This window comes from Fodinicurvata halophila (assembly GCF_042651425.1).
Taxonomy (GTDB): Bacteria; Pseudomonadota; Alphaproteobacteria; order Kiloniellales; family DSM-21159; genus Fodinicurvata; species Fodinicurvata halophila.
The window spans coordinates 114,933-139,095 of the sequence record NZ_JBHSCW010000001.1; the positions used below are offsets into that span (position 1 = coordinate 114,933).

Consider the following 24,163-nt stretch of genomic DNA (forward strand, 5'->3'; position numbering starts at 1 on the left):
GGTCCGGAGAACCTCCTCCTCGAAAAGTTCATTGAGACGCAACTGAGCGCCCCTTCAGGTGTACGGGCACGAAGAGGGGATCGGGCCCCACTTTGTCCGGCATGGCGCGCGGTTCGATGCCCATGACCGGCGCCATGCGCTGCACGATCTTCCCAATGGCCGGCGCCACCACCCAGCCGGCGGTGGCGTAGCCATAGCTCTCTTCCGTGGGCTTCGGTTCGTCGACCATGGCGAAGATCGCGTACTGCGGATCGTCCATGGGAAAGGCCCCGGCAAACGACGCGATGCGGTTGTTCCGGGCATAACCGCCCGAGGCTTTCAGCTTGTCCGCCGTGCCCGTCTTGCCGCCCACGGCATAGCCGGGCGCCTCGGCATTACGCCCCGTACCCTCGGAGACCACCAGCCGCATCAGCCAGCGCATCTGGGCCGAGGTCTGTTCCGAGATCACGCGCTCGCCAACCGCCCGCTCACCCGGCTTGCGCTTCACCAGCGTTGGCTTTAGCAGCTCGCCGCCATTGACCATCGCCGAGAGTGCGCTGACCACCTGGACCGGCGTGACGGCCAGACCATGGCCGTAGGAGATCGTCATGGTGTTGATCTCGCGCCACTTGGCCGGAAGGATCGGACTGCCGGTTTCAGGCAGCTCCAAAGAGCTGCGCTCCAGGAAGCCGAAGTCCCCGAAATAGTTCTGCACAGCCTGGGTCCCGGCCTCCATCGCCATGTGAACGGTGCCGATATTGCTGGAATGCAGGAAGATCTCCGGGATCGACAACCAGCGGTTCTTTGGTTTGAAATCATTGATGGTAAAGCGTGAAATCCGGATCGGCTTGGAGACGTCGTAGCCGTCCTCCAGGCTCACAGCGCCCGAATCCAGTGCTGCAGCAGTGCTGAAGATCTTGAAGACCGAGCCCACCTCGTAAACGCCCAGCGTCGCGCGATTGAAGCGGGCCTCGTCGCTGGCTGCCCCCGGCCGGTCGGGATCGAACGAGGGCAGGGATACCATGGACAGGATCTCGCCGGTATCCACGTCCATGATCAGGCCCGAGGCTCCGATGCCGGAGAATTCCGTCATCGCGGCCTCCAGCTCCTCGGCCATGATATGCTGCAACCGCATGTCCAGGGAGAGCTCCAGCGGCTTCCTGCCGCCTCGCAGGCGCTCCTCGAAGGCTTTTTCCATACCCGCGATCCCGCGTCCGTCAATATCGGTGTAGCCGATGACATGGCTGAAAAGCTCATCATGCGGGTGGTAACGGCACTCGTCGTGCTGCAGGTAGACGCCGGGAATCCCCAGGCGGTTGACCGCGTCGGTCTCGCGCGGGCTCAGGCAACGCCGCACCCATGTGAAACTCCGGTCCGAAGAAAGGCCGCTCTTCAGGCGCTCCGCATCCACGCCCTTGAGGGCGCCGGCCAGGCGATTGGCCACTTCGTCGGGATTGCGGATCTGGCGCGGATTGGCATAGACCGCATTGGTCGGCAGCGTTGTCGCCAGCACCGTGCCGTTGCGGTCCACGATATCCGCACGCCCACTGCGCCAGTCGGTGTTCACGGGAGCAACCGTGGCAATCTGCGCAGAGGCATCGCTCTGCAGCAGGGTCAGGTCCACAAGTCGCAAGCCTATGACGACGAAGGCCATGGCAAAGACCAGGGCCGAAACGATCAGGCGCGTGCGCCCCGTTTCCAGGGCCGCCTTGCGAGCACCTTCCAGCTCGACCACCCATGTCTTGGGCTGTCCGACGTCCAGCCCACAGGGAGAAAGCGGACGATAGTTCGCGGTTTCATTTCCCCGGCGGGTCATTGCGACGCCTCCAGCGAAACAAAGGTCGGACCGGCCGTCGGCAGCGGACGGCCCGTTACCGGATTGACCGGTTCCGAGCCGCGGGAGGAGCTCTCGCTTCGAGAGGCGCTCTCATGGCGCTGCTGTTCATCTCCGCCGACGGAGGCTGTCTGGACGTCACTGCGCGTGCCTGTCTCCGCCTGCGTGTCGGGATTTGACTGGGCAGCAGAGGCTTGGCGCAGTTCGCTTGAACGCTTCTCCGGCAACGGATCCGGAGACCAGTTTTCCGGCATCTTCGGGCGGCTGGGCGGATAGGGCTTCTGCCCGGCCGTCTCGGCCTGGGAATACCCGAAGTCCTCCGGGCGTGGCGGCAGATAGGCAACCTGGCTCACCTGCTCGGTTTCCATGGGCTGGAAATCCAGGTGGCGTTCCGCCAGGCGGGCAAGCCGCTCGGGATCATTCAGATAGCTCCATTCCGCCTTCAGGATGTGAATGGCCTCCTGGTCGCGCAGGATCTGCTCGTTCAGGGCCTTCAACCGGCGTTCCTGCTGCTGTACCTCGTGCTTGACCTGGAACAGCGCAGCCATGGCCACCACGGCGGCAAGCATCATGAAAACGAAGAAGATCCGATTCATGGGCGCGCCTCCCGGGCCGGAGCCTCGGTGCGCTCGGCCGCACGCAGTCGCGCCGAGCGGGACCTGGGGTTGCGTGCCTGCTCTTCACGAGAGGGACGCTGCGCGTTCTTCATCAGCAGGAGGAAGCAGGGCTCGGGCCGTTCACTGGCCGGCGCATGGCGCGATCCCCGCGGCGCGGCATCACTGTGCGCACGCAGGAAGCGCTTGACGATCCGGTCCTCCAGGGAGTGAAAGGAGACTACGGCTAGGCGTCCGCCGGGCGCCAGCAGCCGCTCCGCCGCCGACAGGCCCCGTTCCAGTTCCCCCAGCTCGTCATTCACATGGAGCCGCAGCGCCTGGAAGGTGCGGGTGGCCGGATCGATGCCATCGGCGGAAGGCTTGACGACCGAGCGAATCACCTCGGCCAGGTGGAGGGTGGTCTTGATAGGCGCCTTGCCGCGAGACGCAACAATGGCGCGTGCCACGGCCCTGGCACGGCGCTCCTCGCCCAGGCGCCAGATGATATCCGACAACTCGGCCTCGGAGCAGCCGTTGACGACATCGGCCGCACTGGGCCCGCTGCTGCTCATGCGCATGTCCAGCGGCCCATCGAGCTGGAAGGAGAAGCCGCGTTCGGCCTCGTCAAGCTGCGGCGAAGATACACCCAGATCTAGCGCAACGCCGTCGACCGGCGCCTTCGGGCTCAGGCTGTCCATCTCCCCGAAACACCCCTCGACCAGGTCCAGGCGGCCGGGAAATTCGTTCTGCAGGCTTTCGCCCATGCGGATGGCAGCGGGATCGCGATCCAGGCCGATTACCTTGCAGTCCACCGCCTCCAGCAGGGCACGGGCATAGCCGCCGCGCCCGAAGGTACCATCGAGATAGACTCCGCCGTCACGCGGCTGGAGCGTCTCCATGACCTCGGCGAGCATGACCGGCAGGTGTCTGCCGGCCGTATTTGCTGCGACGGTCTGCATGGCTCACTCCTCCTTCGCGCGACGAAGCGGCAGGGAGAGCCCCTTCTCACGAGCCTGCGCGCGGCGCTCGCCCTGGTAGGCCGTGAACGCCCCCGGCTCCCAGATGCGAAACGTCTTGCCCATGCCGACAAAGGCCGCCTCGTCGGTGATGCCAGCCACCTCCATCAGCTCGGGAGGCAGCTGAATACGTCCGCCGCTGTCCCAGGCCAGCGGATGCGCGTCAGCAAAGAGACTGGAGGCCAGGTCCTGGTGGTTGTCGGAGAACAGGTCCATGTCGGCAACGCTTTCGCTCAACTCGCTCATGAATCCCATGCCGCAACCCTCGATGGCCTCGACCTTGTGGGAGAGAAAGCAGACAACGCCCTGGAAGCTTTCGCCAATCAGTACCTGACGAAAGGGAGCCGGAACCGACACGCGCCCCTTGCGGTCGACCTTGTTCCGGAAGGTACCGAGAAACGGTGTCTGCGCTTGCACCCCTGTCTCCCGAACACCGCTGTGGTTATCCCATGCGGCTCAAGACGTTCAGCAGGCTCCCCCTGCCAGGGCCCCCGGACCTCTTCCAACCTCTCATCCGTGGGATGACGATGGGATATGGGCCCAGTACGTGGGATATTATGGGATAGCATGGGAATCCATGGGCGTCAATGGGAACTCAAGTATTATGCATGGGTCAAAGCGCCGGATATTGGGGGTTTTGAAGCGAAGAATTTCTGCTTCAAGAACATTCGGGAAAGCTCTTCTTGATCTCTGTGACCAAACTGGAAATAAAATATGATGAGGATTTGTTCTCTTTATGTTCTCATCGCAGAAAAACAGCGAACCGCTCCCTCGCAAATCACTCGAATACGAGGAAAATCGAAGGGTCCGAGAACAAACAGGACGGGAAACAGAGAGGAGCAGAGTGCCAGGCGGCCTGTAAGCCGGGTTCTGTCCGCGCCGCAGAACGGCGCGGGATAGCCATTCATCTGGGACGTCCGTTGCCGGACGCCTCGCGCGACCTACCCGAACGGCGGCGCGAAAATCCGCCTGACCCTCGCAGGGTCGGCCGTTCCTACTCGGTCTTGCTCCCGGTGGGGTTTACCTTGCCGCCCCCGTTGCCGGGGACGCGGTGCGCTCTTACCGCACCCTTTCACCCTTACCCCGCTCTGAAGAGGCGGGGCGGTTTGCTTTCTGTGGCACTTTCCCTGGGGTTACCCCCGCCGGGCGTTACCCGGCACCGTATTTCCGTGGAGCCCGGACTTTCCTCCCCCGGGCACGCGGCCCGAAGGCGGCTATCCGGCCGCCTGGCGCCCTAGACTTAAGCGGCAGGCGCGCGGGAATCAATCGCCCGCTTCACGCCCCCCTCTTGCCTCCTGGTACAGGGCCGCGATTGCGGAGAGCCGACCGGCCGTGCGAGGGTCCAGTTCTGCCGTCAAATGGTCCCGCAGGAAGTGCCGCTGGAAGGCCAGAAGAACACGCGCGAAGTCCTCGTCCAGATAGCCATAACCGATCCCGGCCAAGGCCCGGCGCGCACGGGATTCATCCATGTGCACGTCGCTGGGACACTCCTCTGACCAGAGGCCGAGGCCGCATGCGGCCAGGCGCGGCCAGTCGAAGAGTTCGCCCGGATCTTCCTTGCGCAGAGGGGCGACGTCCGAGTGGCCGACCACCCTGTGACGGGGAATGCCATGTCGGTTTTGCAAGACCACGGCCAGTTCGATCAACGAACACATCTGCACTTCGGGGAAGCTGCGATAGCCGAATTCATGCCCCGGATTGACCAGTTCGATACCAATGGCGGCATCGTTCAGGTTGTCCTCCCCGGCCCAGTGCGACAGACCCGCATGCCAGGCCCGCCGATGCTCGGGAACCAGTCGCATCACCCGGCCATCCTCCTCGATCAGGAAATGGGCGCTGACCCTGGCCTCCGGGTCGCACAGGCGCTCCAGGGCCGCCTGACCGCTCTCCATCCCGGTATAGTGAAGGACCAGCATGTCCGGGGCACCGGCCTTGCCGCGCTCGTCATGGTTCGGAGAGGGGTGTTCGTGGATGAGAACCATCACAGACGCTCGCGCATGGGCGCGCCCAAGCCCGGACGGCGCAGGATAATCACGCCGACCCCGAGCAGGGTCAGGGTCCCACCGATCATGAACGGCACGGTCAAGGGTTCGTGCAGGAAGATGATGCCGGAGGCTGCTCCGACCACCGGCACCATCAGGGTGAAGGGTGCCGCCTGGTTGATGTCGTAGCGTGTGACCATGTGCGCCCACAGCCCGTGCCCGATCAGGGTGGCGCCCAGCGCGGTGAACAGCAGGGCGCCCCAGCCGGTGAGATCCACCGTCTGCAGCGCGGCCATCTGTCCGTCCTCGAGGACCCAGGAGACGAGCAGCAACTGGGGCAAGGCCAGCAGCGAGATCCAGGCGGTGATGGTCCAGCCACTGATCCCGTGCGTCTGCTTCATCTGGATGCTGGACACGGCGAAGGCCATGGCCGCGCCCAACACCAGGGCAAGCGAGCCGTACTGGTCGCCCAGCCTCGGCTCCCCGGCCATGATGGCCACGCCGCCGAAGGCCACCACCATGCCCAGGATGCGCCACCAGCCGAGGCGATCCTTGAAGAAGATGGAGGCCAGGATCGCCGCGAAGGGCACCTGCAGCTGCACGGCGATGGCAGCCGTGCTGGCATCCACACCGGAAATCCCGGTGAAGACCAGCGAGAAGTGCAGGGTGCCCATGGTGAAGGACAGGGCCAACAGCTTCAGCCAGTTGCCCTTGGGTCTCGGCACGAAGGGCACCAGCACGACGGACACGATGATAAAGCGCAGGAAGGTCATGAAGATTGGCGGGAACTGGTCCGTGCCCAGTTTCACGGCCACGAAATTCAGTCCCCAGACCAGCACGATCACAACGAAAAGAAACAGGTCGCGCGGCGGCATTGGCAATGGCATTCAGCTGTCCTTTCCCTCTTTCAGCCGCTCGCGCTTGTCCTCGAGCTCCAGCCAGCGCTCCTCGCAGCGCGCCAGGTTCTCGCGCCGATTCTCCAGCTTGTCTGTGGCCGCCTGAAAGCCCTGGGGGTCGCGGCTATAGAAATCCGGATCGGCCAATTGGGCCTCCAGGTCCGAGATTTCCACCTCAAGCTTGGCAATCCGGTCCGGCAGGCCATCCAGCTCACGCTGTTCCTTGTAACTCAACTTGGGCGCCGTAGCCTTGGGCTTGCCGCCTGTGGCCTGTTCCTGCCCTTCCTGGCGCGCCTTGCGGCCGGGTTTCTCCCGCAACGTTCGGGCATCCGGCAGCCCTCCGGCCTGTCGCACGGCATCGCTGTAGCCGCCGGGATACTCCTGGGCGCCGCCACGCCCGTCCATCAGAATGACGCTGCTGGTCAGGCGATCCAGGAAATCGCGATCGTGACTGACCAGCAGCAGCGTACCCTCATAGTCGTCCAGGACCTCGACCAGCAGGTCCAGGGTATCCATGTCCAGGTCGTTCGTTGGCTCGTCGAGCACCAGCAGGTTCGAGGGTTGCGCAAACAGTCGGGCCAGCTGCAGGCGGTTCTTCTCCCCACCGCTGAGCGAGTGAACCGGCTGCTTTACCTGGCGCTCGTCAAACAGGAAATCCCGCAGATAGGCTACGACATGACGCTGGCGCCCGCCGACCATCACGGAATCACCGCCCAGGGGACATAATGTTTCCCAAAGCGTCGCTTCCGGATCCAGGCTTTCGCGCTGCTGGTCGAAGACCTGGACCTCCAGGTTCGTGCCCAACTTGACTCTGCCCCGGTCGGGTTCCATCCGACCCAGCAACAGGCGGATCAGGGTGGTCTTTCCGGCACCGTTGCGCCCGACGATACCCACCCGGTCGCCGCGCCGGATGCGCGTGGAGAATCCGTTCACCAGCTGCACCTCTTGCCCATCGGGGCGGGTGAAGCTCTTTGTTATGTTTTCGGCCTCGATCACGACCTTGCCGCTGGTGCCGGCTTCCGCAGCGGCCATGGACAGCTGCCCCGGCTGGTTCTGCATCATCTCGGCGCGGCTCTTGCGCAGCTCCTGCAGGCGCCTCAGCCGTCCCTGGTTACGCTTGCGTCGACCCGTCACCCCGCGCTGAAGCCAGTGTTCCTCACGCTCGATGGTCTTGCGCAGACGATAGAGTTCCTGCTCCTCCTCGCGCGCCACTTCGTCGGCCCAGTCGTCGAAGGCGGCAAAGCCCTTGTTCAACTGCCGAATCCGCCCCCGGTCCAGCCACAGCGTGGTGTTGGAGACATTCTCGAGGAAGGTCCGGTCGTGACTGATCACGATGAAGGCCCCGCGGAAGCGCGCGAGCTCTCCCTCCAGCCACTGGATGGTCGGCAGGTCCAGATGGTTGGTGGGCTCGTCCAGCAACATGATGTCGGGTTCCGAGACCAGCATCCGGGCCAGGGCCGCGCGTCGCGTCTCGCCGCCGGAGAGGGATCCGAGGACGGCCTCTCCGTCCAGGTTCAGCAGATCGAGCATGGCATCCACGCGATACCGCCCCACGTCGGCCTCGTCCTGCGGCAGGCCCTCGGCAATGAAATCTCCTACACTCTGCCCGGATGGCAGGTGCGGGTCCTGCGGCAGATAGGCCAGCCTTTGGCCGCCCTGCATCACACGGGAACCGCTATCCGGCTCGACCAGACCTGCCAGCACCTTCAACAGCGTGGACTTGCCGCTGCCGTTGCGGCCCACGAGGCAGGCACGTGCCCCCTGAGAAAGTGTCAGGTCCAGATCCTCGAAGAGCGGCGTCCCGCCGTATCCCAGGCGGGTTTCCTGAAGTGTCAGAACGGGAGGTGCGGCCATTCCTCAGCGCAGGCCCCGCTGCCGGCTGATCTTGTCATAGGCCTCGTTGATGCGCGCCAGCTTGTCGTTGGCGACGTTGATGAACTCCTCGGGCATACCCTGGGCCACCAGCTTGTCCGGGTGGTTGTCGCGCACAAGCTGGCGATAGGCCTTCTTGATTTCCTCGTCGCTCGAGTCGCGCGAGATACCCAGGATGCTGTAGGGGTCAGCGGCATCCGGGCCGTAGTTGCTGGCCTTGATGCGCTGCCAGTCATTGTCCGACAGGCCAAATTCCCGGGCCACACCGTTCAGGAAGTCCAGTTCCTCCGGGGTCACGTCCCCATCGGCCCGGGCAATATGGAACAGGCCGTTCAGCAGTTCTTCGAGAACCTGGGGCTCCCTTGAGAACAGCTTGCCCAGCTGCCGGGCGTAGGGCTCGAAACCGCGGGCATCACGCTTGGCCTGATCGAAGATGCGCCCGACATTCTTCATCTCCTCGGGCGGGATGTGAAAGACTTCCTTGAAGGCAGAGACCTCGTCCTTGGTCACCTTGCCATCGGACTTGGCCATCTTGGCGCCCAGCACGATCACGCCGATGGTGAACGCGATATTCTTGGTACGATCCCCGTCCAGGCCGTCCTGGGCGTCCGTCTCGTGCTCGGGGGGCTCCAGCTGGGTGCTCTGGTTCATGACGTCCACGGCATGCCCGGCCAGGCCACCCAGCAACGCACCGATCGGCCCGCCCAGCGCAAAGCCGGCCGCGCCACCTACGATTTTCCCCCAGATACTCATGTCACCCTGCCGCCTTCCTTGCGCCCTGAACGCCGCTCGCGCCTGCGATAAAACACGAGGCGAGCGGAAGCGACAAGCCTCCGGAACAGCAGCCCTGCCATTCGCCCTGATCTTGCCTCGGCAAGATCCCGGACACCGCCTCCGCTGCCCCTTGCGCCTCCCGAATGCTTACACCTCGGCGGGCAGATCCTCCTCCAGGATCATGATCTGAATGGAATAGGAAACCTCGCCTTCATCCACATCGCGGTGCACCACCCCGATGAATTCCTCACCGATGCGCATTTCGATGGGTTGGCCGTCCTTGCTCGGCGGCAGGATGGTGATGCGGGGATTGTTGAAGGTCTGGCGCAGATAGTTGGTCAAGCGCGCAATTTCCTTGGGTGTCATGTGATCTTTCCTGCTCTCTGGATGCTGCGTAAAAGCCTCACACTCCGCCCCGTCCGCACACGCCGGCAACCAGCAGACCGTGCTGATCCGCATGCCTTCCTGCAGCCGGGACATCCTGTCTTGCAATCGGCCTAACCTGCATACGTGCCCCTTCCAAAACAAGGGTTTGTCGGGAAAAAAGCGGCATTGAAAGGCAGACAGTATCTTCGCGCGGCGAGCATGTCGCAGCATGCCCACCTCCTGTGATATTCAGGAAGACGACATCAACAGGACGGATCGCAACCGGGGGAAGAAGGAAAATGGACGAGATACGCAACGTGGCCCTGCTCGGCACTGGAATCATGGGCTACCCCATGGCCCGGAACCTGGTGAGGGCCGGTTTCCAGGTCACCGTTTGGAATCGCAGCCGCGAGAAGGCCGCCCCCCTGACGGAAGAGGGCGCGCGACTGGCCGAAACGGCCGAGGAGGCGGTAGCCGATGCCCAGGTCGTGATCACCATGCTCGAGAATGGCCCGGTCGTGACCGAAGTACTGCTTGTTCGCAACCTGGCCCGGCATGCCCCTGCAAACACGCTTTTCATCGACATGTCCTCGATCCCTCCCTCCCTTGCCAGGGATCATGCCGCCCAGCTTGAGGAGGCCGGCCAGCGCTACATCGATGCACCGGTCAGCGGTGGCCAGGGCGGAGCCGAAGATGCCACCCTGGCCATCATGGTCGGCGGTGCCCCCGCGGATTTCGAACAGGCGGGACCGCTGTTCTCGGCCATGGGACGCGGACGACACGTGGGGCCCGTGGGCTGTGGGCAGCTGACCAAGCTGGCCAACCAGGCCATCGTGGGCATCACCATCGGCGCGGTGTCCGAAGCCCTGCTGCTGGTCAAGGCCGGCGGCGGCGATCCGGAAGCGGCCCGCGAGGCGATCTCGGGCGGCTTTGCCGACAGCCGCATCCTGCAGGTGCACGGTGAGCGCATGCTGAAACACGACTTTCAGCCAGGCGGCACTGTGGCCATCCAGCTCAAGGATCTGGACAATATCCTGGAAGCTGCCCGGGACGCCGGCCTCAAGCTGCCCTTCACCGAATGCGCGCGCGCAGGTTTTGCCGAACTGGCGGCAAAGCCGGAGACGGCGAAGCTGGATCACTCCGCCCTGTTGCTGTGGCTGGAAGCCATGAACGAGCCACACAGCCTGAAGCCGTAACCGTCGAAAGGCGCATTGCCATGAAACCTGCCGCTCTTCTCGCGCATGTCCTTGTCGTCTTCGGCCTCCTGCTGATGTCGCCCGCGACCGCACAGGATCGCCCGGAGCCAGAGGCCGCCACGGGCGAAAGCCGCAAACAGCTCGTCCAGGCCGAGGACTACATGGTCTCTGCGGCCGATCCGCGTGCGGTGGACGCGGGTGTGGCGATGCTGGAGGCAGGCGGTTCGGCCATGGATGCGATGGTGGCGGTGCAGATGATGCTGGGGCTCGTGGAGCCCCAGTCCTCGGGCCTGGGCGGCGGTGCCTTCCTGGTCCATTACGACAGCCAAAGCGACGAACTCACGACCCTGGAGGGCCGGGAAACCGCACCAGCTGCCGCCGACGGCGCGCTTTTCCTGGACGCTGAGGGAGAGCCCCTGCCCTTCTGGGATGCCGTCGTCGGCGGCCGTTCCGTGGGTACGCCCGGCATACCGGCGCTCATGCAGGCCGCGCATGAACGCTGGGGCCGTTTGCCTTGGGCCGATCTCTTCGAACCGGCCATCGACAAGGCAAGAGAGGGCTTTGCCGTCGGCCCACGTCTGGCGGGCTTGCTGGACGGCGGCACGGCCGAACGGCTGCGCAGCTACCCAACGGCCCGCGACTACTTCTTCCCTGACGGTGAAGCGCTTCAGGAAGGAGATATCCGGAACAATCCGGCCCTGGCCGAAACCCTCGCGCGCCTCGCCCGTCAAGGGGCCGACGCCTTCTATACGGGCCGGCTTGCCGAGGACATCGTGCAGACAGTCCAGGACGTGGATGACAACCCCGGCCTGTTGAGTCGGCAGGATCTTGAAGACTACGCGGTCAAGGAACGCCCACCGGTCTGCCACCCCTATCGTACCTACCGGGTCTGCGGGATGGGTCCACCCTCCTCCGGAGCGCTGACGGTCGGCCAGATCCTGGGCTTGCTGGAGCACTTCAACCTGGCCGGCATGGACCTCGCCACGGCCCGGCCTTGGCACCTCTTTGCCGAGGCCAGCAAGCTCGCCTATGCCGACCGCAACCGCTACATCGCCGACAGCGATTTCGTGGAGGTTCCGGTTCGCGGCCTGCTGGACCCGGCCTACCTGACGGCCCGTGCCCAGCTGATCTCGCAGGACAAGGCCATGGCAGCTCCGGCCCAACCGGGCAATCCGCCCTGGCATGTAGGGCCGCGCCCGGGCCGGGACGGCAGCCGCGAACTGCCCGGCACCAGCCATGTCTCCATCGTGGATGCCGAGGGCAATGTCGCCTCCATGACCACGACCATCGAGTCCGCCTTCGGCTCGCAGCTGATGACCGGCGGCTTCCTGCTGAACAACGAGCTGACGGACTTCTCCTTCACACCCGAGGACGAAGCGGGACGCCCCGTGGCCAATCGCGTCCAGCCCGGCAAGCGCCCGCGCAGCTCCATGGCACCGACCATTGTCTTCGACGGCAACGGCAGACCTGTCCTGGCCGTGGGCTCACCCGGCGGCGTGCGCATCATTCCCTATGTCGCCCAGGCCCTCATGGGATTCGTCGACTGGAACCTGGACGCACAGCAGATCACCGAGATGGCCCACGTCAGCAACATGAACGGCACCACCTGGCTCGAGGCGGACACACCGGCCGAGAACTGGCAGGGGGTCCTGGAAGACCTTGGCCACGACGTGGATGTCAGTGCGCACACCTCCGGCCTGCAGACCATCGCCATCTCGCCGGACAGTCTGTCAGGCGGCGCAGACCCGCGCCGCGACGGTACGGCGGGCGGGGAGTAACGCAGGCAATGCGGCGTCAGAACATCCAGCGCAGGGAGAACTCGCCAGCCAGGGAGCGATAGCCGGAACGCAGGAACTGGCTCGAGAGATGCGCGCCGACGCTCATGCTGTCGCTGGCCTCGTACTCCAGGCTCGCTCTCAGGGACAGCGCGTTGCGAGCGCTCACGCTGTTGCGGCTGTCGAACGCCTCCGAGCCATAGCCGGCAAAGGAGGCACCCTGCTCCACATCAATGTCGAGAAGCTCGCGGTCCCAGGTCGCCTGCAGGCTGCCCTTCAGCAGGCCACCCCCTTCCAGATCGTGTTCCAGGCTGGTCCGCACACCCAGACTGGAACGCAGGGACTCATGGTGCAGCGAAGAGAGGTCCAGGCGCGTGGCGTCTTTGCCATCCTCCTGCACGCTCGGGCGGGACAGGCGCGTGTAATCCAGTGACGCCACCGGCCCCGCGCTCAGTCTTTCGTTCATGCGCCAGAGATAGCCGCCGCCGACCGTCGCACTGCCGGTAAAGCCCATCCAGTCCCCGCGATTGGTGGTGGCATAGTTGCCTACCTGGATGCGCCGCTCCATCCGGCCAGACTCCAGGCCGGCGCGCAGCTGACCATGGAAATAGGGCCCGGCCCGCTCATCCGGTTGATAGTGCGCCTGCAACCCAAGGCTGAAAGCCTTCGTATCCCCTGAGGCCTTGTGCGGTGCTTTTACACTGATGGATTGACCAACGAAGGCGCCATGCACGCCCCATATCCAGTCCGGCTCGGCCAGGTCGCGCCGCTGCGCGCCGAACAGCACGCCATAGCGTGCCGTGCTGTGCCCCACCGTGTTTCCTTCCGCGTCCTGCCAGAGACCACCACCCAGCGGTACGGCAAAGCCCTGGACGGCGCCGTTTTCCAGCGTTGAGGCAGACAAGGAGAGTGGTTGGGCCGCCACCATGTCGCTCAGGCGCTGCTCGCGGTCCAGCGAGGTGGCCACCATGGCGCTGTAAGCCTCGGGCGAGAGCTGCGTAAGGGTTCGCCCCACCTCGCTGCCGTCGCCAGCCGAGAAATCCAGCGCCTGGTAGAGCGGTTGCAGGTCGGACCCGGCCGCGCTGGAGAGCCCGTCGAGAACCTGCCCCACCTCGCGTGCATTCCGGCTCTCGGCATGCTGACTGTAGGCATTCGGCGCCCGGCTCACGCTGATCTGGTAGGTGCCGCTTGCCTCATTGAAGCTCAGGTCCAGTGTCGGTGACCCCACCTCTGCGGACACATCCTGGTTCTGGGTAAAGCTGCCGCTGACAGAGACAAGATCATCCAGTTCAAGGCTCTCACTCCAGCCGGACTCGTACCAATCCGGTTCGGCTGCCAGAACCAGCTGACCGTCCAGTGTGGCATCGCCATTGACCTGGAATTGGTCATGGGCGCCAGCGGAATTGAATTCCAGGCTCAGCGTTCCGTTCGCGTCCTGGACGTAGTCGCCATCGATGGTGATGGTGCCGATCGAATTGCCCGGCACCAGAAGACCCGCGTTTCGAAACGTACCGTCCTCGTGCAGCGTATAGACGCTGTTTCCGCCCAGTGTTGCGCCATTGGCAATCCCGACTTCGTACACCTCGTGTTCGCCATTGAGCGAGCTATAACCACCCTCGAAGGACAGGGCGAGATTGTCCTGTCCCCGGATGTTTCCGTCATGGCGGAAGACGAAACCGGTGTCAGCAGACTCGGTGGCACGGCCCTGGCTGTCGGGACGCAGGCCGAAACTCAGCTCCGTCAGGCGCTGGTTACCATGCTCGTCGAGCTCGTCGTACTCCGAGACGATATCCCCCTGGATGCCGGCTCCGCGCATGACGTTGATGCGCTCCACCAGCGCATTGTCGGAGATGTAGATCGCAGCCGCGCGCCCGGCCACATGACCCGTCAGGTCATAGCTCTCGACAAGCGGCCCTTCCAATTCTTCCAGTAAGGGCAAATCATAGGTATCACCCTCCTCGTCCTTCTCCGTGCGGATCCAGGAGCCCCTGTATTCAAGGTCCATCCCCAGCGCATTGCCTCCGAAGTCGAAACTTATGCCAATTCCGTTCTTGCCAAGAGCCTGCACCTCCCCACGCTGGACGAGTTCATGCCCCTTGCCGTAGGCAAACATGACAGCACGCCCGTTCCAGCCATTGGCATGGACCCGCGTGCCGCCGTCGATCACCAGACTGTTACCTAGGCCATCGATACGCACACCGGCGGCGCCAGCCCCGACGGTCAATAGGTCGGCGGCCTGCTCTACCTTGTTGTTGCTGCCGTAGATGTGCAGGCCCATACCCAGGGTGGCCGTATTGTACTGGTCGGTCAGATAGGCCGTCCCAGTCTCATTTCGCCGGAAATAGGCGTGACGGTTCACGATGTCCCGGTCATCGCCGTAAATCGAGTAGCCGAAGAAGTTCCGCCGATCGATGTCGTAGCCCATATCCTGTAACGCCGCCAGTTCAGCCTCCATGAAGGTCACGTGATTGCGGTACAGCTGATGGCTCATCATGCTGCGCTCGAGCTCGGAATGACTCATGAAATCTTCGTCGATATCACCATCTCGCCCCGCGAGGTGCACGGGCACGCCAGGCATTGTACCGTCCATGACCGCACGGACATGAGGGCCGGTGATGTAGCCCTGGTCGCGTCCACGCAGCGTATCCTCGGTCAGATCGAAAGGAGTGCCGGCATCTTCATCATTCCATTCCTCACCTGTGTAACAGCCGTAAAGATCGCATTTGATGAATTGGCCGGCATGCCCGGGATTGCCGTTGCTGTCGCGCATATTGCGACCCCACAGCGTCTGGGCATCGTCAAAGTACGGAACGGTCCCGCTTTCTGTTCCGTCATCCTCTTCGCCGCTCTCTATTGCAGTCAGGATGCCGAGGGCGTGCCCCAGCTCATGGAAGACCGTACTGTTCAGATCGAAGCCTTCGGCCTTCTGGGGCAAGGGTGACGGACCGTCAGGCTCCGTGTTGAACGTGATCCCGGAGCCCAGGGCCATATACCCGCTAAAATCGGGATCCGCCCCGCCCAGGTCCCTGTTCTGCAGGGCTGCCTGCAACTGGGTCAGAGCCAAGTCGTCCCCATACTCCACGAAATCGCTGCCGCCAAAGGCGTTCGCATCGTCATAGGTCCCGACGTTGATGACGATCGGTAGATGATCCGGTTGCGGCTCGATGATCTCCGCCCATCGCCCGATGGCCGAGAGCACTCCATCCTTCTGCGCGTCGCTCAGGTTCCAGGTCGACTCGTATGAACCCGCGCCGTCCTCCAAGAACACGCCATCGCCTTCGTTGAAGATTCGCACCTCGAAGACTGCGCGACCCTCGGGAGATGAGACGATATGACTTTCGTAGGCTGCGGCGCCCTGTGCGGACAACAGGTGAATGGGCAGCAGCAATGCAAAAACTGCTGCAAGTCCATGCGAGGTTTTCATGCGGTCTTCGGTGCCCCGTTTGTAGCAATGGTGCTCGGTTCCAGATTCGCCGCTGTTTCAGCGTTTCACTGGAGGGGCAGAGAAGAGCAAGGGAGCAGTAAAAGAGCTGTTAAAATTCCAAGGAAATTACAGGAGAATCAGCTCGAAACGGAGCCGCTACGATGACGGGCCGCTCTTCGGCTTGCCGGCCACAGCGAAGTGGTCCGGCTCAACTTCGTTCAGGATGATGCGGACGTTCTCCTTCGGCGCCCCCAGGGTACGATGAATGGCATCCGTCACCTCGCTGTACATCGCCTCGATCTCTTCCTTCTTGCGGCCCTTGATGACGGTCATGTGGAGAACAGGCATGGAATCTTTCCTTCAGTTTTGTGGATCGGCCTTGCGCAGCAGGTGAATGTAGAGGTCCTCCTCCTGCCGCTGCTCGACCAGTTCATGGCCCGTGCTTTCGCAATAGGCGCGGAAATCCTGCAGGGAATCGGGGTCCGTGGACTCCACGCGCAGCAATCCGCCCACGGGGACGTCCTTCATGGCCTTGCGGGCCCGAAGAACCGGCAATGGGCACTTCAGGCCCCGGGTGTCCAGGTCCTGTGCTTCCTCTTCGCGTGTCGCGGTCATCGTACCTCTTCTCCTTTACAGACCGGCCCAGAATAGGCGACTGTCCTGTTCACTCAACCTCGAACAGATATAACAACAGATGGGGCCGTTCCCACATGCTTCGAAACTGCGTACTGCCTGGCATCCTGCTTGCTTTGACCCTGCTCCCCGTACAGGTGCTGGCGGAAACACCCGTCGACCTGAGAGGCTACTGCGCCAATCCCGAGTTCGGCGAGCGCTGCGAGACTGCCAAGGAGGCCGACAATCCGCGCCCCGTCCGTCTGGCCGTGATGTTCGAGGCCAGGGAAACACGGATTCCCGAGGACGCCGCAAACCGTCTGGATGCTTTCGCCGCGCTGGCCCTGCAGACCGGCCAGTGGCTGTCCATTACCGCCCACGCCCCGAATCGAGAGCAGGAGGCCGGCGGCGAGAAGGTCAGCAAGGACCTGGCCCTGGAACGGGCCGAAGCCCTGCGCCAGGCCATGCTGGACCGCGGTGTTCCGGAAAACCATATCAGCCTTGCCATCAACCTTCTGCCCGCCGGTGACACCCGCGCCCAACGCGGCGAGATCTTTCTGCAATAGAGTCCGGTTTATGCATGAACCATGGATGCCACCATATAACACTATTTTAATGTATAAAATTACGCCCTGATAAAAATACCGCTCACAATTTTGTGAATTACTTGTTCTGTGAACTGCTTTCCACTACATTGAACGTGGAATAGATTTGTATTCCAAAATCACATAGTGGAATAGTGAAATGTCCAAGATCCATGTGATCCACGAGAACGACGCCTGGACCGATCCGCTGATCGCCGCACTGGAAGCGCGCAACCTGCCCTATGCCTCCTGGCACATGGCCGAGGAGCGCTTTGCAGGGGATGGGTTCGATCCCGCGCAAGAACCGCCGGAGGGCGTCTTCTACAGCCGCATGAGCGCCTCCGCGCACACGCGCGGGCATCGCTTTGCACCCGAGTTGACTGCCAGCGTCCTGCCCTGGCTGGAAGCTCACGGCCGCCGCGTCATCAACAACAGCCGTGCGCTCGGTCTCGAGATCAGCAAGCTCGCCCAGTACGGCGCGCTCGAGGCAGCCGGAATCCGCACGCCGCGCACGCTGGGTGCTGTGGGCCGCGAGGCCACCTTGCAGGCCGCACGCCGTCTGGGGGAAACCCCCTTCATTCTCAAACCCAACCGCGGCGGCACCGGCGCCGGCGTCCAGTTGGTGAGTTCTGTGGATGAATTGGCGGCTGTCCTGGACGACCCCGCCATCGAAACACCACTGGACGGCACATGGCTGGTCCAGCAGTACATCCGCGCTGCCGAGCCGGCCATCACGCGCTGCGAGTTCATCGGCGGGCAGTTCTTCTATGCCGTGCGCGTGGACACCAGCAAGGGCTTCGATCTCTGCCCGGCCGACGTCTGCGAGATCCCGCCGGAGGATACCAGCAGCCAGGATTTCGGTTTCTGCCCCGCCGGCGAAGAGGAAAGCCCCTCTCCACAGGAGAAGTTCCAGATCATCGAGGGCTTCCACGATCCGATCCTGGCGCGCTATGCCGACTTCATCGCCGCCAACGGCATCGAGGTCTCGGGCATCGAGTTCATCCGCAACGAGGCGGGCGAGATCTACACCTACGACGTCAACACCAACACCAACTACAACGCCCGTGCCGAGGAAAAGGCAGGCCTGTCCGGCATGGACGAGCTGGCGCGTTTCCTCGGCCGCGAACTGGAACAGAGCGAAAGCCGCCGCAAGGCCGCCTGATCCTCTCCTAATACTCTCTGCTGGACCTTCGGGCTCGCCCTCAACCGGGCGGGCCCTTTTTCTATCCGCGACGACACAGTCTGTGTCCAATCCGTGTCACCGACCTGTACGAGCGGATGGGCGCTTGCCTGCGGAAAAGAAAAATACATACTTGTATGTAAAATGAGATAGGCGCCATTGAGGAAATAGGGGAGAGACCATGTCTGACACCACGGACCGCCCGGACCAGGGACGTCGCAGGATACTTGCCAAGCTCGGCCTTGCGGCGGGGGCTGCCTATATGGCCCCCAGCCTGCTCACGCTCAGCTCGGCCCAGGCCTCGCCCGGAAGCCGCTCCCGCTACAGCCGCGGCAGCCGCCACCACTATTACAGCCGTGGCAGCCGGCATGCTTACCACCGCAAGCACGACAGCCGCAGAAGCCGTCGCAGTCGGGGCAGTTATGCCGCGGGCCGCTATTACCGTGAACGCCTGCCGTGGGAGATATGGATCCGGCTCGGCGGCTGACAGTCTCAAGCTGATCGTTTTCATTTTGCTTGGCAGATAGGTAGAGGCGCGTGTCCAGTCAGGTCGTACGTTTTTCCGGGATGCAACGCCCCGTCGTCTTTGCGGATTGCCCTGAAATCCCGCTTGCCCTGCAGGAGATCGCCCCCAGCTGGCACTTTGACATTCAGGAGGACAGCGGGATCTCCCGCTCGCCGGCAATCCTCATGCGCAAATCGGAGGGAGCTTACGGAATCGGTGTTCCCTGGCGTGAGTCGCCCTGGTGGGCCGATACCCTGGTCGGCGCCATCTGCTCCTTCGCCGTGGACCTGATCGAAAGCCACCTGATGGACAATCCCGGCCTGCTCGGACTGCATGGCGCCGCGGCACGCTTTCACGATGGGATGGTCCTGTTCCCGGCGGAACGCCGCATCGGCAAGAGCACGCTGGTGACCAGACTGCTGTTGGACGGTATCCGGGTCTATGGCGACGACCTGATCGCACTGGATGCCCAGGGCCGGGGCATGGCCTATGGTTTCCCGCCCCGCCTGCGCCTGCCCTTCCCCGAGACAGCCGGGCCAGCCCTGCGTGAATTCGTGGGCGGGGCGGGCGGCGCACGCGACGAGGACTACCTCTATCTCTCGCCACAGCTGCCCAACCTGGCTCCGCACGGCGAGACGGCTCCGCTCTCGGCCATTGTTCTGCTGAGCCGCGAGAGGGATGTGGAAACCCGCCTGCGGACCCTGCCGGAAAGTGAAGGCCTGCACCATCTGGCCGCACAGTATCTCGCCCGCGAGACCTCGACCGACGAGGTGCTGGGGCGCTGCCACAAGCTGGCCGAAACCCTGCCGACCTACTGCCTGCATTACAGCTGCCTGGAAGAAGCCAGTGCCTGCCTGCGCGAGCACTTCAGTCGACAGCAGGGTGCGGCCACGCTCAGGGCGGCTTCCGGAGGAGGCTCCTGGCCCGAGATGTCGACGCTGTCCGCGCCGTCGGTCCTGGAAGAGGACCCGCCGCCCTTCCTTCAGGAGACAGTGGACAGCGAACTGCCCGAGCTGGCGGAAGCTTCAGCCTATGTCCAGGTGGACGGTGTCAAGGCCCAGCGTCTCGACGGCGACCTCTTCCTCAGCCACCGCCAGCAAGGATCCATACATCGTCTGAACCCCATCGGCGCCAGCCTCTGGGGCCTGCTGGCCGTTCCCATCCGTCTCGAAGAGGCGCTGGAAACCTTCCGAACCGCTTTTCCGGACGTCGAACCGGAACAGCTGGAACGGGACCTGCAGCGCATCTTCCGGGAGCTGCTCTCCGAGGACCTGATCCGTCCCGTGAACTAGCCCTGCCCTCCGGGTTACTTCTTCCGCGTCCTCGACACCTGCCGAAAGCGGTGCATCATGGTTGGATGACCCAAAAGCCCTCTGGTCTCGGGTCCCGGTTTTCATCAGGAACGTATCCCCATGGTCCGGCAAGGAACATATCTCGGCTTCATTCTGGCGGCGCTCACTGCCCTGGCCGTCCATACCGCCTTGCTCGGTGGCCTTGACGACGCGCGGGCCCAGAGCCAGTCCGTCTATGGCGACACCGATCGCGGACGCACGCTGTTCCAGCAACGCTGCGGCTCGTGCCACGAAGTGGAGGACAGCTGGGGGCGCCCCCAGGACGCGCCGATCAGCGCCGAGGAGATGGCCAGCAACTCGCGCTTGAACGTCAATTACCTCAGCAGCGTGCGTGCCGGCACCGGGCCGGTTCACGCCAGCCTGCCGCCCTTCTTCTTCAGCAGCCAGGAGGAAGAGGACCTGCAGGCCTTCTTCGAGAGCCTGCAGTAGGCCTTTGCCCATCCCGGTTGTCCGAAACGAGCGCCTTACGCTCGACGCGGCGTTGCGTGAGACTGAGTGGGCTGTTCGGGTGGCAACGGTTGTGTCCAGAGTTCGAGCAGTCCTTCGGGGAAGCCGCCCAGGCGTGTCAGCGTTTCGCTGTCGAGGATGGTCAGCGTCTTGTGGTTGAGCTCCAGGACTCCCTCGTGGCGCAGCTCCCGCAGGACCCGGTTGATGTGTATCGCGGTCAAACCCAGGGCGTCGGCCATGATCGGCTGGGTCAGAGGCATGCGCAGGCGTGTGCCGTCGGCAAACTGCGTCGTCCTGCTACTGCGCACCGCCAGCTCCATCAGCAGGTGGACCACCCGCTCCCGGGCCATGCGCCGGCCCAGGGTGGCCAGGCGCTCGAACAACAGGGTGACATCCCGGGCCATCATCCAGCGACAACGCTCGGTTACGGCGGGACAGCGGGCGCAGAGACGATGGAAGCCGTCGCGGGGAATGGCACAGAGCACAGCCTCGCTCAGTGTCTCGAGACCATGGGTGATTCCTGCGGCACCTTCGGGCTCCAGGCCCGCTATATCTCCGGGCAGCAGGAACTGCAGGATCTGCCGGCGGCCGTCCGGCAACAGCTGGTAGGAAAAGAGCCAGCCGCTCAGTACATTATGCAAGGGGACATTCTGGCTTCCCTGGGCGAAGACCGTACGACCCGGAGGATAGAAGCGCGCTGGGTGGCGAACGGATTGCAGGCAAGCGGCCCCACGACTGTCCTGCACGGCCTGGCAGAGGCCAAAAGCGCGCAGGTGACAGGCAGAGCAACCCGACTGCCAGGTGACCACGGTCATGAGAGGTCCTTCCGGATACACAAACAGAGAAGACCAGGCTGCGAGGGCCGCGCTTGTCCTTTTCAGATCGCGCTCCCTGACCTGCTTTTCAATCGCTCTTTGGTAATAGTCGCCGCCAGCCCAAGCGACCTGTGACACTCTGCTCCTCCACAGGAAACACCCTCTCCGCTAGACTTCGGCTGGCTTCATCCCGTTCATCCTGCTTCACCTTCAAGGGAGATCTCGTGTCCCGGACCAAATCAGAGACTCGGACGGGCGCCGCGGACCCCCCGGCCTGGCATGGCATTCAGGCGGAAGAGGTGCTGCGGCGCCTGGACAGCCGACCCGAAGGACTGACTCCCGACGAAGCCGGAGCCCGCCTGGACACCTACGGCCGGAATCGCCTGGAACGCCAAGCATCCCGCAGCCTGTTGCGGCGCTTTCTCTCGCAGTTCAACAACACGCTGATCTACGTGCTCCTGGCAGCTGCCGGCATCACCGCCCTTATGGATCATTGGCTGGACACCCAGGTCATCCTGGCCGTCGTCCTGCTGAACGTCATCATCGGCTTCCTGCAGGAGAACAAGGCCGAGAAGGCGCTGCGTGCAATCAGCGACATGCTGGCGCCACAGGCCGCGGTAGTCCGGGATGGGCAGCGCCGAACCCTGTCCGCCGAGGAACTGGTGCCCGGAGACATCGTCCTGCTGGAGGCCGGCGAGCGCATCCCGGCCGACCTGCGTCTCTTCGACGTCAAGAACCTGCAGGTCCAGGAGGCGGCCTTGACGGGGGAATCCGCACCCGTCCCCAAGGAAGTCACGCCCCAGGCGGAGGACTGCCCGCTCGCCGAACGGGCATCCATGGGCTATGCCAGCACCCTGGTCACTGCCGGCCAGGCCAGCGGCGTGGTGGTCGCCACCGCCGCAGACACCGAAATCGGCCGCATCGGACGCATGCTGGCCGAGGTGCAGACCCTGACCACGCCCCTGCTGCGGCAGATGGCCCGGTTCGCGCACCTGCTGACTTTCCTGATCCTCTCGCTTTCGGCCCTGGTCTTCGCTTTCGGACTGCTGGTCCGCGACTACGAGCTCGCCACCATCTTCATCTCGGTGGTCAGCCTCACAGTGGCTGCCATCCCCGAAGGCCTGCCCACCGTGCTGACGATCACCCTGGCCATCGGCGTCCAGCGCATGGCCCAGCGCAATGCCATCATCCGCCACCTGCCCGCCGTGGAAACCCTGGGCGCCCTGTCGGTCATCTGTTCCGACAAGACCGGTACCCTGACCCGCAACGAGATGACCCTGCGCCAGCTGGATACGGCTGCGGCCAGCCTGCAGGTCACGGGCACCGGCTACACGGCGGAGGGCACTTTTTACCACGGCGAACAGGAACTGCGCCCGGACGAGAACCCGGACCTCCTCACCGCGCTGCGCGCCGGCGTGCTTTGCAGCGATGCCGATCTTCACGAGAAGGCCAGGCATTGGACTGTCGGCGGCGATCCCATGGAAGGGGCGCTGCTGGTGGCCGCCGTCAAGGCCGGCCTCACTCCTCGGCAGGAGCGCGCGACGCACGCGCGCCTAGACTACATTCCCTTCGATCCCGTGAACCGCTACATGGCCACCCTGAACGCTTCCGAGGGCAGCACCGCGCTCATCTGCGTAAAGGGCGCCCCGGAACGCATCCTCGATATGTGTTCGCACCAGCTCGAGTCCGGGCGGACAGAGGACTTCGATCCGGACCACTGGCATGAACGGGCCGGCGAGATGGCCAGGCAGGGCCAGCGTGTGATTGCCCTGGCCATAAGGTCGGTGGAGAGTGGCACGGCAACCCTGAACGAGGCGGATGTCGAAACCGGGCTGACCTTTGTCGCGCTCGCCGGCCTGATCGACCCGCCGCGCGAGGAAGCCCTGACAGCCGTGGCTGAATGTCGTGAAGCCGGCATCGGGGTGAAGATGATCACCGGCGATCACCCCGCCACGGCGCGGGCCATCGCCGAGCAGTTCGGCCTGCCCAACACCCAGAAGGTCGTGACCGGCCGGGACCTGGACCGCCTGCCGGCCGACGAACTTGGGCAGGTTCTGGAGGACAGCGACGTCTTTGCCCGCACCACGCCCGAGAACAAGCTGCGGCTGGTCGAGGCCCTGCAGGCCCAGGGCCGTATCGTTGCCATGACCGGCGACGGTGCCAACGATGCCCCGGCGCTCAAGCGTGCCGACGTGGGCATCGCCATGGGCCAGAAGGGCACCGCCGCCGCGCGGGAGGCCGCGGCCATGGTCCTGGCTGACGACAACTTCGCCTCCATCGCCCATGCCGTGCGCGAGGGCCGCACTGTCTACGATAACCTGAAGAAGGCCATCGCCTTCATGCTACCGGTCAACGGCGGTGAATCGCTGGGCATCGTCATCGCCATCCTGACCGGCGCCACCATGCCGGTCACGCCGCTCCAGATCCTCTGGGTCAACATGGTCAGCTCCATCGGTCTGGCGCTGGCGCTCGCCTTCGAACCGACGGAGCCCGACGTCATGAAACGCCCGCCGCGCCCGGCGGCCGAACCGATCCTGACCGGCTTCCTGGCATGGCGGGTCCTGTTCGTCTCGCTGCTGTTCCTGCTGGGAATCTTCGGGATGTTCGAACTGGCCCTGCAACGCGGCGCCGAGGTCGAGGAAGCCCGCACCCTGGCCATCAACACGCTGGTGGTGATGGAAATCTTTTACCTTTTCAGCATCCGCTACCTGCATCGCACGTCCTTCAGCCTGCGCGGGCTGCTGGGCACGCCGGCCATCCTGCTCTCAATCTCCGGCGTCACGGCACTGCAGTTCCTCTTCACCTATGCACCCTTCATGCAGGTGATCTTCGATACACGTCCCGTTCGCCTGCAGGAGGGCCTTCTGGTGGTCGCCTGTGGGGCCGGCCTGCTGGTGATCCTGGAACTCGAAAAGGCAATACGGCACCGGCTGGGCTGGCACGTTTGACAGCCCAGCCCCT

At 64.0% G+C, this 24,163-nt stretch carries 21 protein-coding genes and 1 other RNA gene; 8 read left to right on the forward strand and 14 right to left on the reverse strand.

From position 1 onward, the window contains the following. Nucleotides 1-28 precede the first annotated feature (28 nt). The 10 genes from ACFOW6_RS00580 to ACFOW6_RS00625 all read right to left on the reverse strand — a co-directional run bounded on the left by ACFOW6_RS00580 (nucleotide 29) and on the right by ACFOW6_RS00625 (nucleotide 9,312). Nucleotides 29-1,795 (reverse strand): peptidoglycan D,D-transpeptidase FtsI family protein, encoded by a 1,767-nt coding sequence (locus ACFOW6_RS00580; RefSeq protein ID WP_382420077.1) that lies wholly within the window; start codon nucleotides 1,793-1,795, stop codon nucleotides 29-31. Further along, nucleotides 1,792-2,409 (reverse strand): cell division protein FtsL, encoded by a 618-nt coding sequence (ftsL, locus tag ACFOW6_RS00585; RefSeq protein WP_382420079.1) that lies wholly within the window; start codon nucleotides 2,407-2,409, stop codon nucleotides 1,792-1,794. Before ftsL ends, ACFOW6_RS00580 begins: the two co-directional genes overlap by 4 nt. After that, nucleotides 2,406-3,365: a 16S rRNA (cytosine(1402)-N(4))-methyltransferase RsmH gene (gene rsmH / locus ACFOW6_RS00590; protein ID WP_382420081.1), complete on the reverse strand. Its 960-nt coding sequence runs from the start codon at nucleotides 3,363-3,365 to the stop codon at nucleotides 2,406-2,408. Before rsmH ends, ftsL begins: the two co-directional genes overlap by 4 nt. 3 nt (nucleotides 3,366-3,368) lie before the next feature. Beyond that, nucleotides 3,369-3,839, reverse strand: a complete 471-nt coding sequence (locus ACFOW6_RS00595) for a division/cell wall cluster transcriptional repressor MraZ (RefSeq protein ID WP_382420083.1) — start codon at nucleotides 3,837-3,839, stop codon at nucleotides 3,369-3,371. 426 nt (nucleotides 3,840-4,265) lie between these two features. Next, an RNA gene (gene rnpB, locus ACFOW6_RS00600) (RNase P RNA component class A) lies at nucleotides 4,266-4,652 on the reverse strand. A gap of 32 nt (nucleotides 4,653-4,684) precedes the next feature. After that, nucleotides 4,685-5,404, reverse strand: a complete 720-nt coding sequence (locus tag ACFOW6_RS00605; RefSeq protein ID WP_382420085.1) for an N-acetylmuramoyl-L-alanine amidase — start codon at nucleotides 5,402-5,404, stop codon at nucleotides 4,685-4,687. After that, nucleotides 5,404-6,291: a DMT family transporter gene (locus tag ACFOW6_RS00610; RefSeq protein ID WP_382420088.1), complete on the reverse strand. Its 888-nt coding sequence runs from the start codon at nucleotides 6,289-6,291 to the stop codon at nucleotides 5,404-5,406. Before ACFOW6_RS00610 ends, ACFOW6_RS00605 begins: the two co-directional genes overlap by 1 nt. Next, nucleotides 6,292-8,154: an ATP-binding cassette domain-containing protein gene (locus ACFOW6_RS00615; RefSeq protein ID WP_382420090.1), complete on the reverse strand. Its 1,863-nt coding sequence runs from the start codon at nucleotides 8,152-8,154 to the stop codon at nucleotides 6,292-6,294. Between the two features lie 3 nt (nucleotides 8,155-8,157). Further along, complete coding sequence (locus tag ACFOW6_RS00620) at nucleotides 8,158-8,925, reverse strand: TerB family tellurite resistance protein (protein WP_382420092.1); 768 nt, start codon at nucleotides 8,923-8,925, stop codon at nucleotides 8,158-8,160. Between the two features lie 168 nt (nucleotides 8,926-9,093). Then, on the reverse strand, nucleotides 9,094-9,312 hold the full coding sequence (locus ACFOW6_RS00625) for a DUF3126 family protein (protein ID WP_382420094.1): 219 nt from the start codon (nucleotides 9,310-9,312) through the stop codon (nucleotides 9,094-9,096). 299 nt (nucleotides 9,313-9,611) lie between these two features. On the opposite strand from ACFOW6_RS00625, the gene ACFOW6_RS00630 reads away from it, so the two are divergent. Together ACFOW6_RS00630 and ggt are read left to right on the forward strand one after the other, a co-directional pair. Beyond that, nucleotides 9,612-10,508 (forward strand): NAD(P)-dependent oxidoreductase, encoded by an 897-nt coding sequence (locus tag ACFOW6_RS00630; protein WP_382420096.1) that lies wholly within the window; start codon nucleotides 9,612-9,614, stop codon nucleotides 10,506-10,508. Nucleotides 10,509-10,528: 20 nt separating this feature from the next. Next, nucleotides 10,529-12,286: a gamma-glutamyltransferase gene (ggt, locus tag ACFOW6_RS00635; RefSeq protein WP_382420098.1), complete on the forward strand. Its 1,758-nt coding sequence runs from the start codon at nucleotides 10,529-10,531 to the stop codon at nucleotides 12,284-12,286. 16 nt (nucleotides 12,287-12,302) lie between these two features. Here ggt and ACFOW6_RS00640 read toward each other — a convergent pair whose 3' ends face one another. From ACFOW6_RS00640 to ACFOW6_RS00650, 3 genes are all read right to left on the reverse strand, one after another. Continuing rightward, nucleotides 12,303-15,707, reverse strand: coding sequence for an autotransporter domain-containing protein (locus ACFOW6_RS00640; RefSeq protein ID WP_382420100.1), 3,405 nt, complete (start codon nucleotides 15,705-15,707; stop codon nucleotides 12,303-12,305). A 156-nt stretch (nucleotides 15,708-15,863) separates the two neighbouring features. Next, a complete protein-coding gene (locus tag ACFOW6_RS00645; protein WP_382420102.1) occupies nucleotides 15,864-16,055 on the reverse strand; it encodes a 2-hydroxymuconate tautomerase in 192 nt (63 codons plus the stop codon). Between the two features lie 12 nt (nucleotides 16,056-16,067). Beyond that, the gene (locus ACFOW6_RS00650) at nucleotides 16,068-16,322 is read right to left on the reverse strand and encodes a sulfurtransferase TusA family protein (protein WP_382420104.1); all 255 of its coding nucleotides are present in this window, start codon (nucleotides 16,320-16,322) and stop codon (nucleotides 16,068-16,070) included. 95 nt (nucleotides 16,323-16,417) lie between these two features. On the opposite strand from ACFOW6_RS00650, the gene ACFOW6_RS00655 reads away from it, so the two are divergent. The 5 genes from ACFOW6_RS00655 (at nucleotide 16,418) to ACFOW6_RS00675 (ending at nucleotide 20,369) form a co-directional block, all read left to right on the forward strand. Then, nucleotides 16,418-16,885 carry an OmpA family protein gene (locus tag ACFOW6_RS00655; RefSeq protein ID WP_382420106.1) on the forward strand — a complete coding sequence of 156 codons (468 nt, stop codon included), beginning with the start codon at nucleotides 16,418-16,420 and terminating at the stop codon, nucleotides 16,883-16,885. A 178-nt stretch (nucleotides 16,886-17,063) separates the two neighbouring features. Next, nucleotides 17,064-18,065, forward strand: coding sequence for an ATP-grasp domain-containing protein (locus tag ACFOW6_RS00660; protein WP_382420108.1), 1,002 nt, complete (start codon nucleotides 17,064-17,066; stop codon nucleotides 18,063-18,065). Between the two features lie 199 nt (nucleotides 18,066-18,264). Continuing rightward, nucleotides 18,265-18,570 (forward strand): hypothetical protein, encoded by a 306-nt coding sequence (locus tag ACFOW6_RS00665; RefSeq protein WP_382420110.1) that lies wholly within the window; start codon nucleotides 18,265-18,267, stop codon nucleotides 18,568-18,570. A 50-nt stretch (nucleotides 18,571-18,620) separates the two neighbouring features. Beyond that, a complete protein-coding gene (locus tag ACFOW6_RS00670; protein WP_382420112.1) occupies nucleotides 18,621-19,880 on the forward strand; it encodes a PqqD family peptide modification chaperone in 1,260 nt (419 codons plus the stop codon). A 120-nt stretch (nucleotides 19,881-20,000) separates the two neighbouring features. Beyond that, nucleotides 20,001-20,369 carry a c-type cytochrome gene (locus ACFOW6_RS00675; RefSeq protein ID WP_382420114.1) on the forward strand — a complete coding sequence of 123 codons (369 nt, stop codon included), beginning with the start codon at nucleotides 20,001-20,003 and terminating at the stop codon, nucleotides 20,367-20,369. A gap of 35 nt (nucleotides 20,370-20,404) precedes the next feature. On the opposite strand, the gene ACFOW6_RS00680 is transcribed toward ACFOW6_RS00675, so the two are convergent. Further along, nucleotides 20,405-21,202: a Crp/Fnr family transcriptional regulator gene (locus ACFOW6_RS00680; protein ID WP_382420115.1), complete on the reverse strand. Its 798-nt coding sequence runs from the start codon at nucleotides 21,200-21,202 to the stop codon at nucleotides 20,405-20,407. A gap of 224 nt (nucleotides 21,203-21,426) precedes the next feature. Here ACFOW6_RS00680 and ACFOW6_RS00685 point away from each other — a divergent pair, with 224 nt between their 5' ends. Then, the gene (locus ACFOW6_RS00685) at nucleotides 21,427-24,150 is read left to right on the forward strand and encodes a cation-transporting P-type ATPase (protein ID WP_382420117.1); all 2,724 of its coding nucleotides are present in this window, start codon (nucleotides 21,427-21,429) and stop codon (nucleotides 24,148-24,150) included. Nucleotides 24,151-24,163: the final 13 nt, after the last annotated feature.

What these genes read in the sequence shown, in the direction of transcription:
- ggt (WP_382420098.1), top strand. Translation starts at nt 10,529, where the DNA reads ATGAAACCTGCCGCTCTTCTCGCGCATGTCCTTGTCGTCTTCGGCCTC.
- ACFOW6_RS00625 (WP_382420094.1), bottom strand. Translation starts at nt 9,312, where the DNA reads ATGACACCCAAGGAAATTGCGCGCTTGACCAACTATCTGCGCCAGACC.
- ACFOW6_RS00645 (WP_382420102.1), bottom strand. Translation starts at nt 16,055, where the DNA reads ATGCCTGTTCTCCACATGACCGTCATCAAGGGCCGCAAGAAGGAAGAG.
- ACFOW6_RS00665 (WP_382420110.1), top strand. Translation starts at nt 18,265, where the DNA reads ATGTCTGACACCACGGACCGCCCGGACCAGGGACGTCGCAGGATACTT.
- ACFOW6_RS00620 (WP_382420092.1), bottom strand. Translation starts at nt 8,925, where the DNA reads ATGAGTATCTGGGGGAAAATCGTAGGTGGCGCGGCCGGCTTTGCGCTG.
- ACFOW6_RS00675 (WP_382420114.1), top strand. Translation starts at nt 20,001, where the DNA reads ATGGTCCGGCAAGGAACATATCTCGGCTTCATTCTGGCGGCGCTCACT.
- ACFOW6_RS00650 (WP_382420104.1), bottom strand. Translation starts at nt 16,322, where the DNA reads ATGACCGCGACACGCGAAGAGGAAGCACAGGACCTGGACACCCGGGGC.
- ftsL (WP_382420079.1), bottom strand. Translation starts at nt 2,409, where the DNA reads ATGAATCGGATCTTCTTCGTTTTCATGATGCTTGCCGCCGTGGTGGCC.
- ACFOW6_RS00580 (WP_382420077.1), bottom strand. Translation starts at nt 1,795, where the DNA reads ATGACCCGCCGGGGAAATGAAACCGCGAACTATCGTCCGCTTTCTCCC.
- rsmH (WP_382420081.1), bottom strand. Translation starts at nt 3,365, where the DNA reads ATGCAGACCGTCGCAGCAAATACGGCCGGCAGACACCTGCCGGTCATG.
- ACFOW6_RS00610 (WP_382420088.1), bottom strand. Translation starts at nt 6,291, where the DNA reads ATGCCATTGCCAATGCCGCCGCGCGACCTGTTTCTTTTCGTTGTGATC.
- ACFOW6_RS00660 (WP_382420108.1), top strand. Translation starts at nt 17,064, where the DNA reads ATGTCCAAGATCCATGTGATCCACGAGAACGACGCCTGGACCGATCCG.
- ACFOW6_RS00605 (WP_382420085.1), bottom strand. Translation starts at nt 5,404, where the DNA reads ATGGTTCTCATCCACGAACACCCCTCTCCGAACCATGACGAGCGCGGC.
- ACFOW6_RS00655 (WP_382420106.1), top strand. Translation starts at nt 16,418, where the DNA reads ATGCTTCGAAACTGCGTACTGCCTGGCATCCTGCTTGCTTTGACCCTG.
- ACFOW6_RS00615 (WP_382420090.1), bottom strand. Translation starts at nt 8,154, where the DNA reads ATGGCCGCACCTCCCGTTCTGACACTTCAGGAAACCCGCCTGGGATAC.
- ACFOW6_RS00630 (WP_382420096.1), top strand. Translation starts at nt 9,612, where the DNA reads ATGGACGAGATACGCAACGTGGCCCTGCTCGGCACTGGAATCATGGGC.
- ACFOW6_RS00640 (WP_382420100.1), bottom strand. Translation starts at nt 15,707, where the DNA reads ATGAAAACCTCGCATGGACTTGCAGCAGTTTTTGCATTGCTGCTGCCC.
- ACFOW6_RS00680 (WP_382420115.1), bottom strand. Translation starts at nt 21,202, where the DNA reads ATGACCGTGGTCACCTGGCAGTCGGGTTGCTCTGCCTGTCACCTGCGC.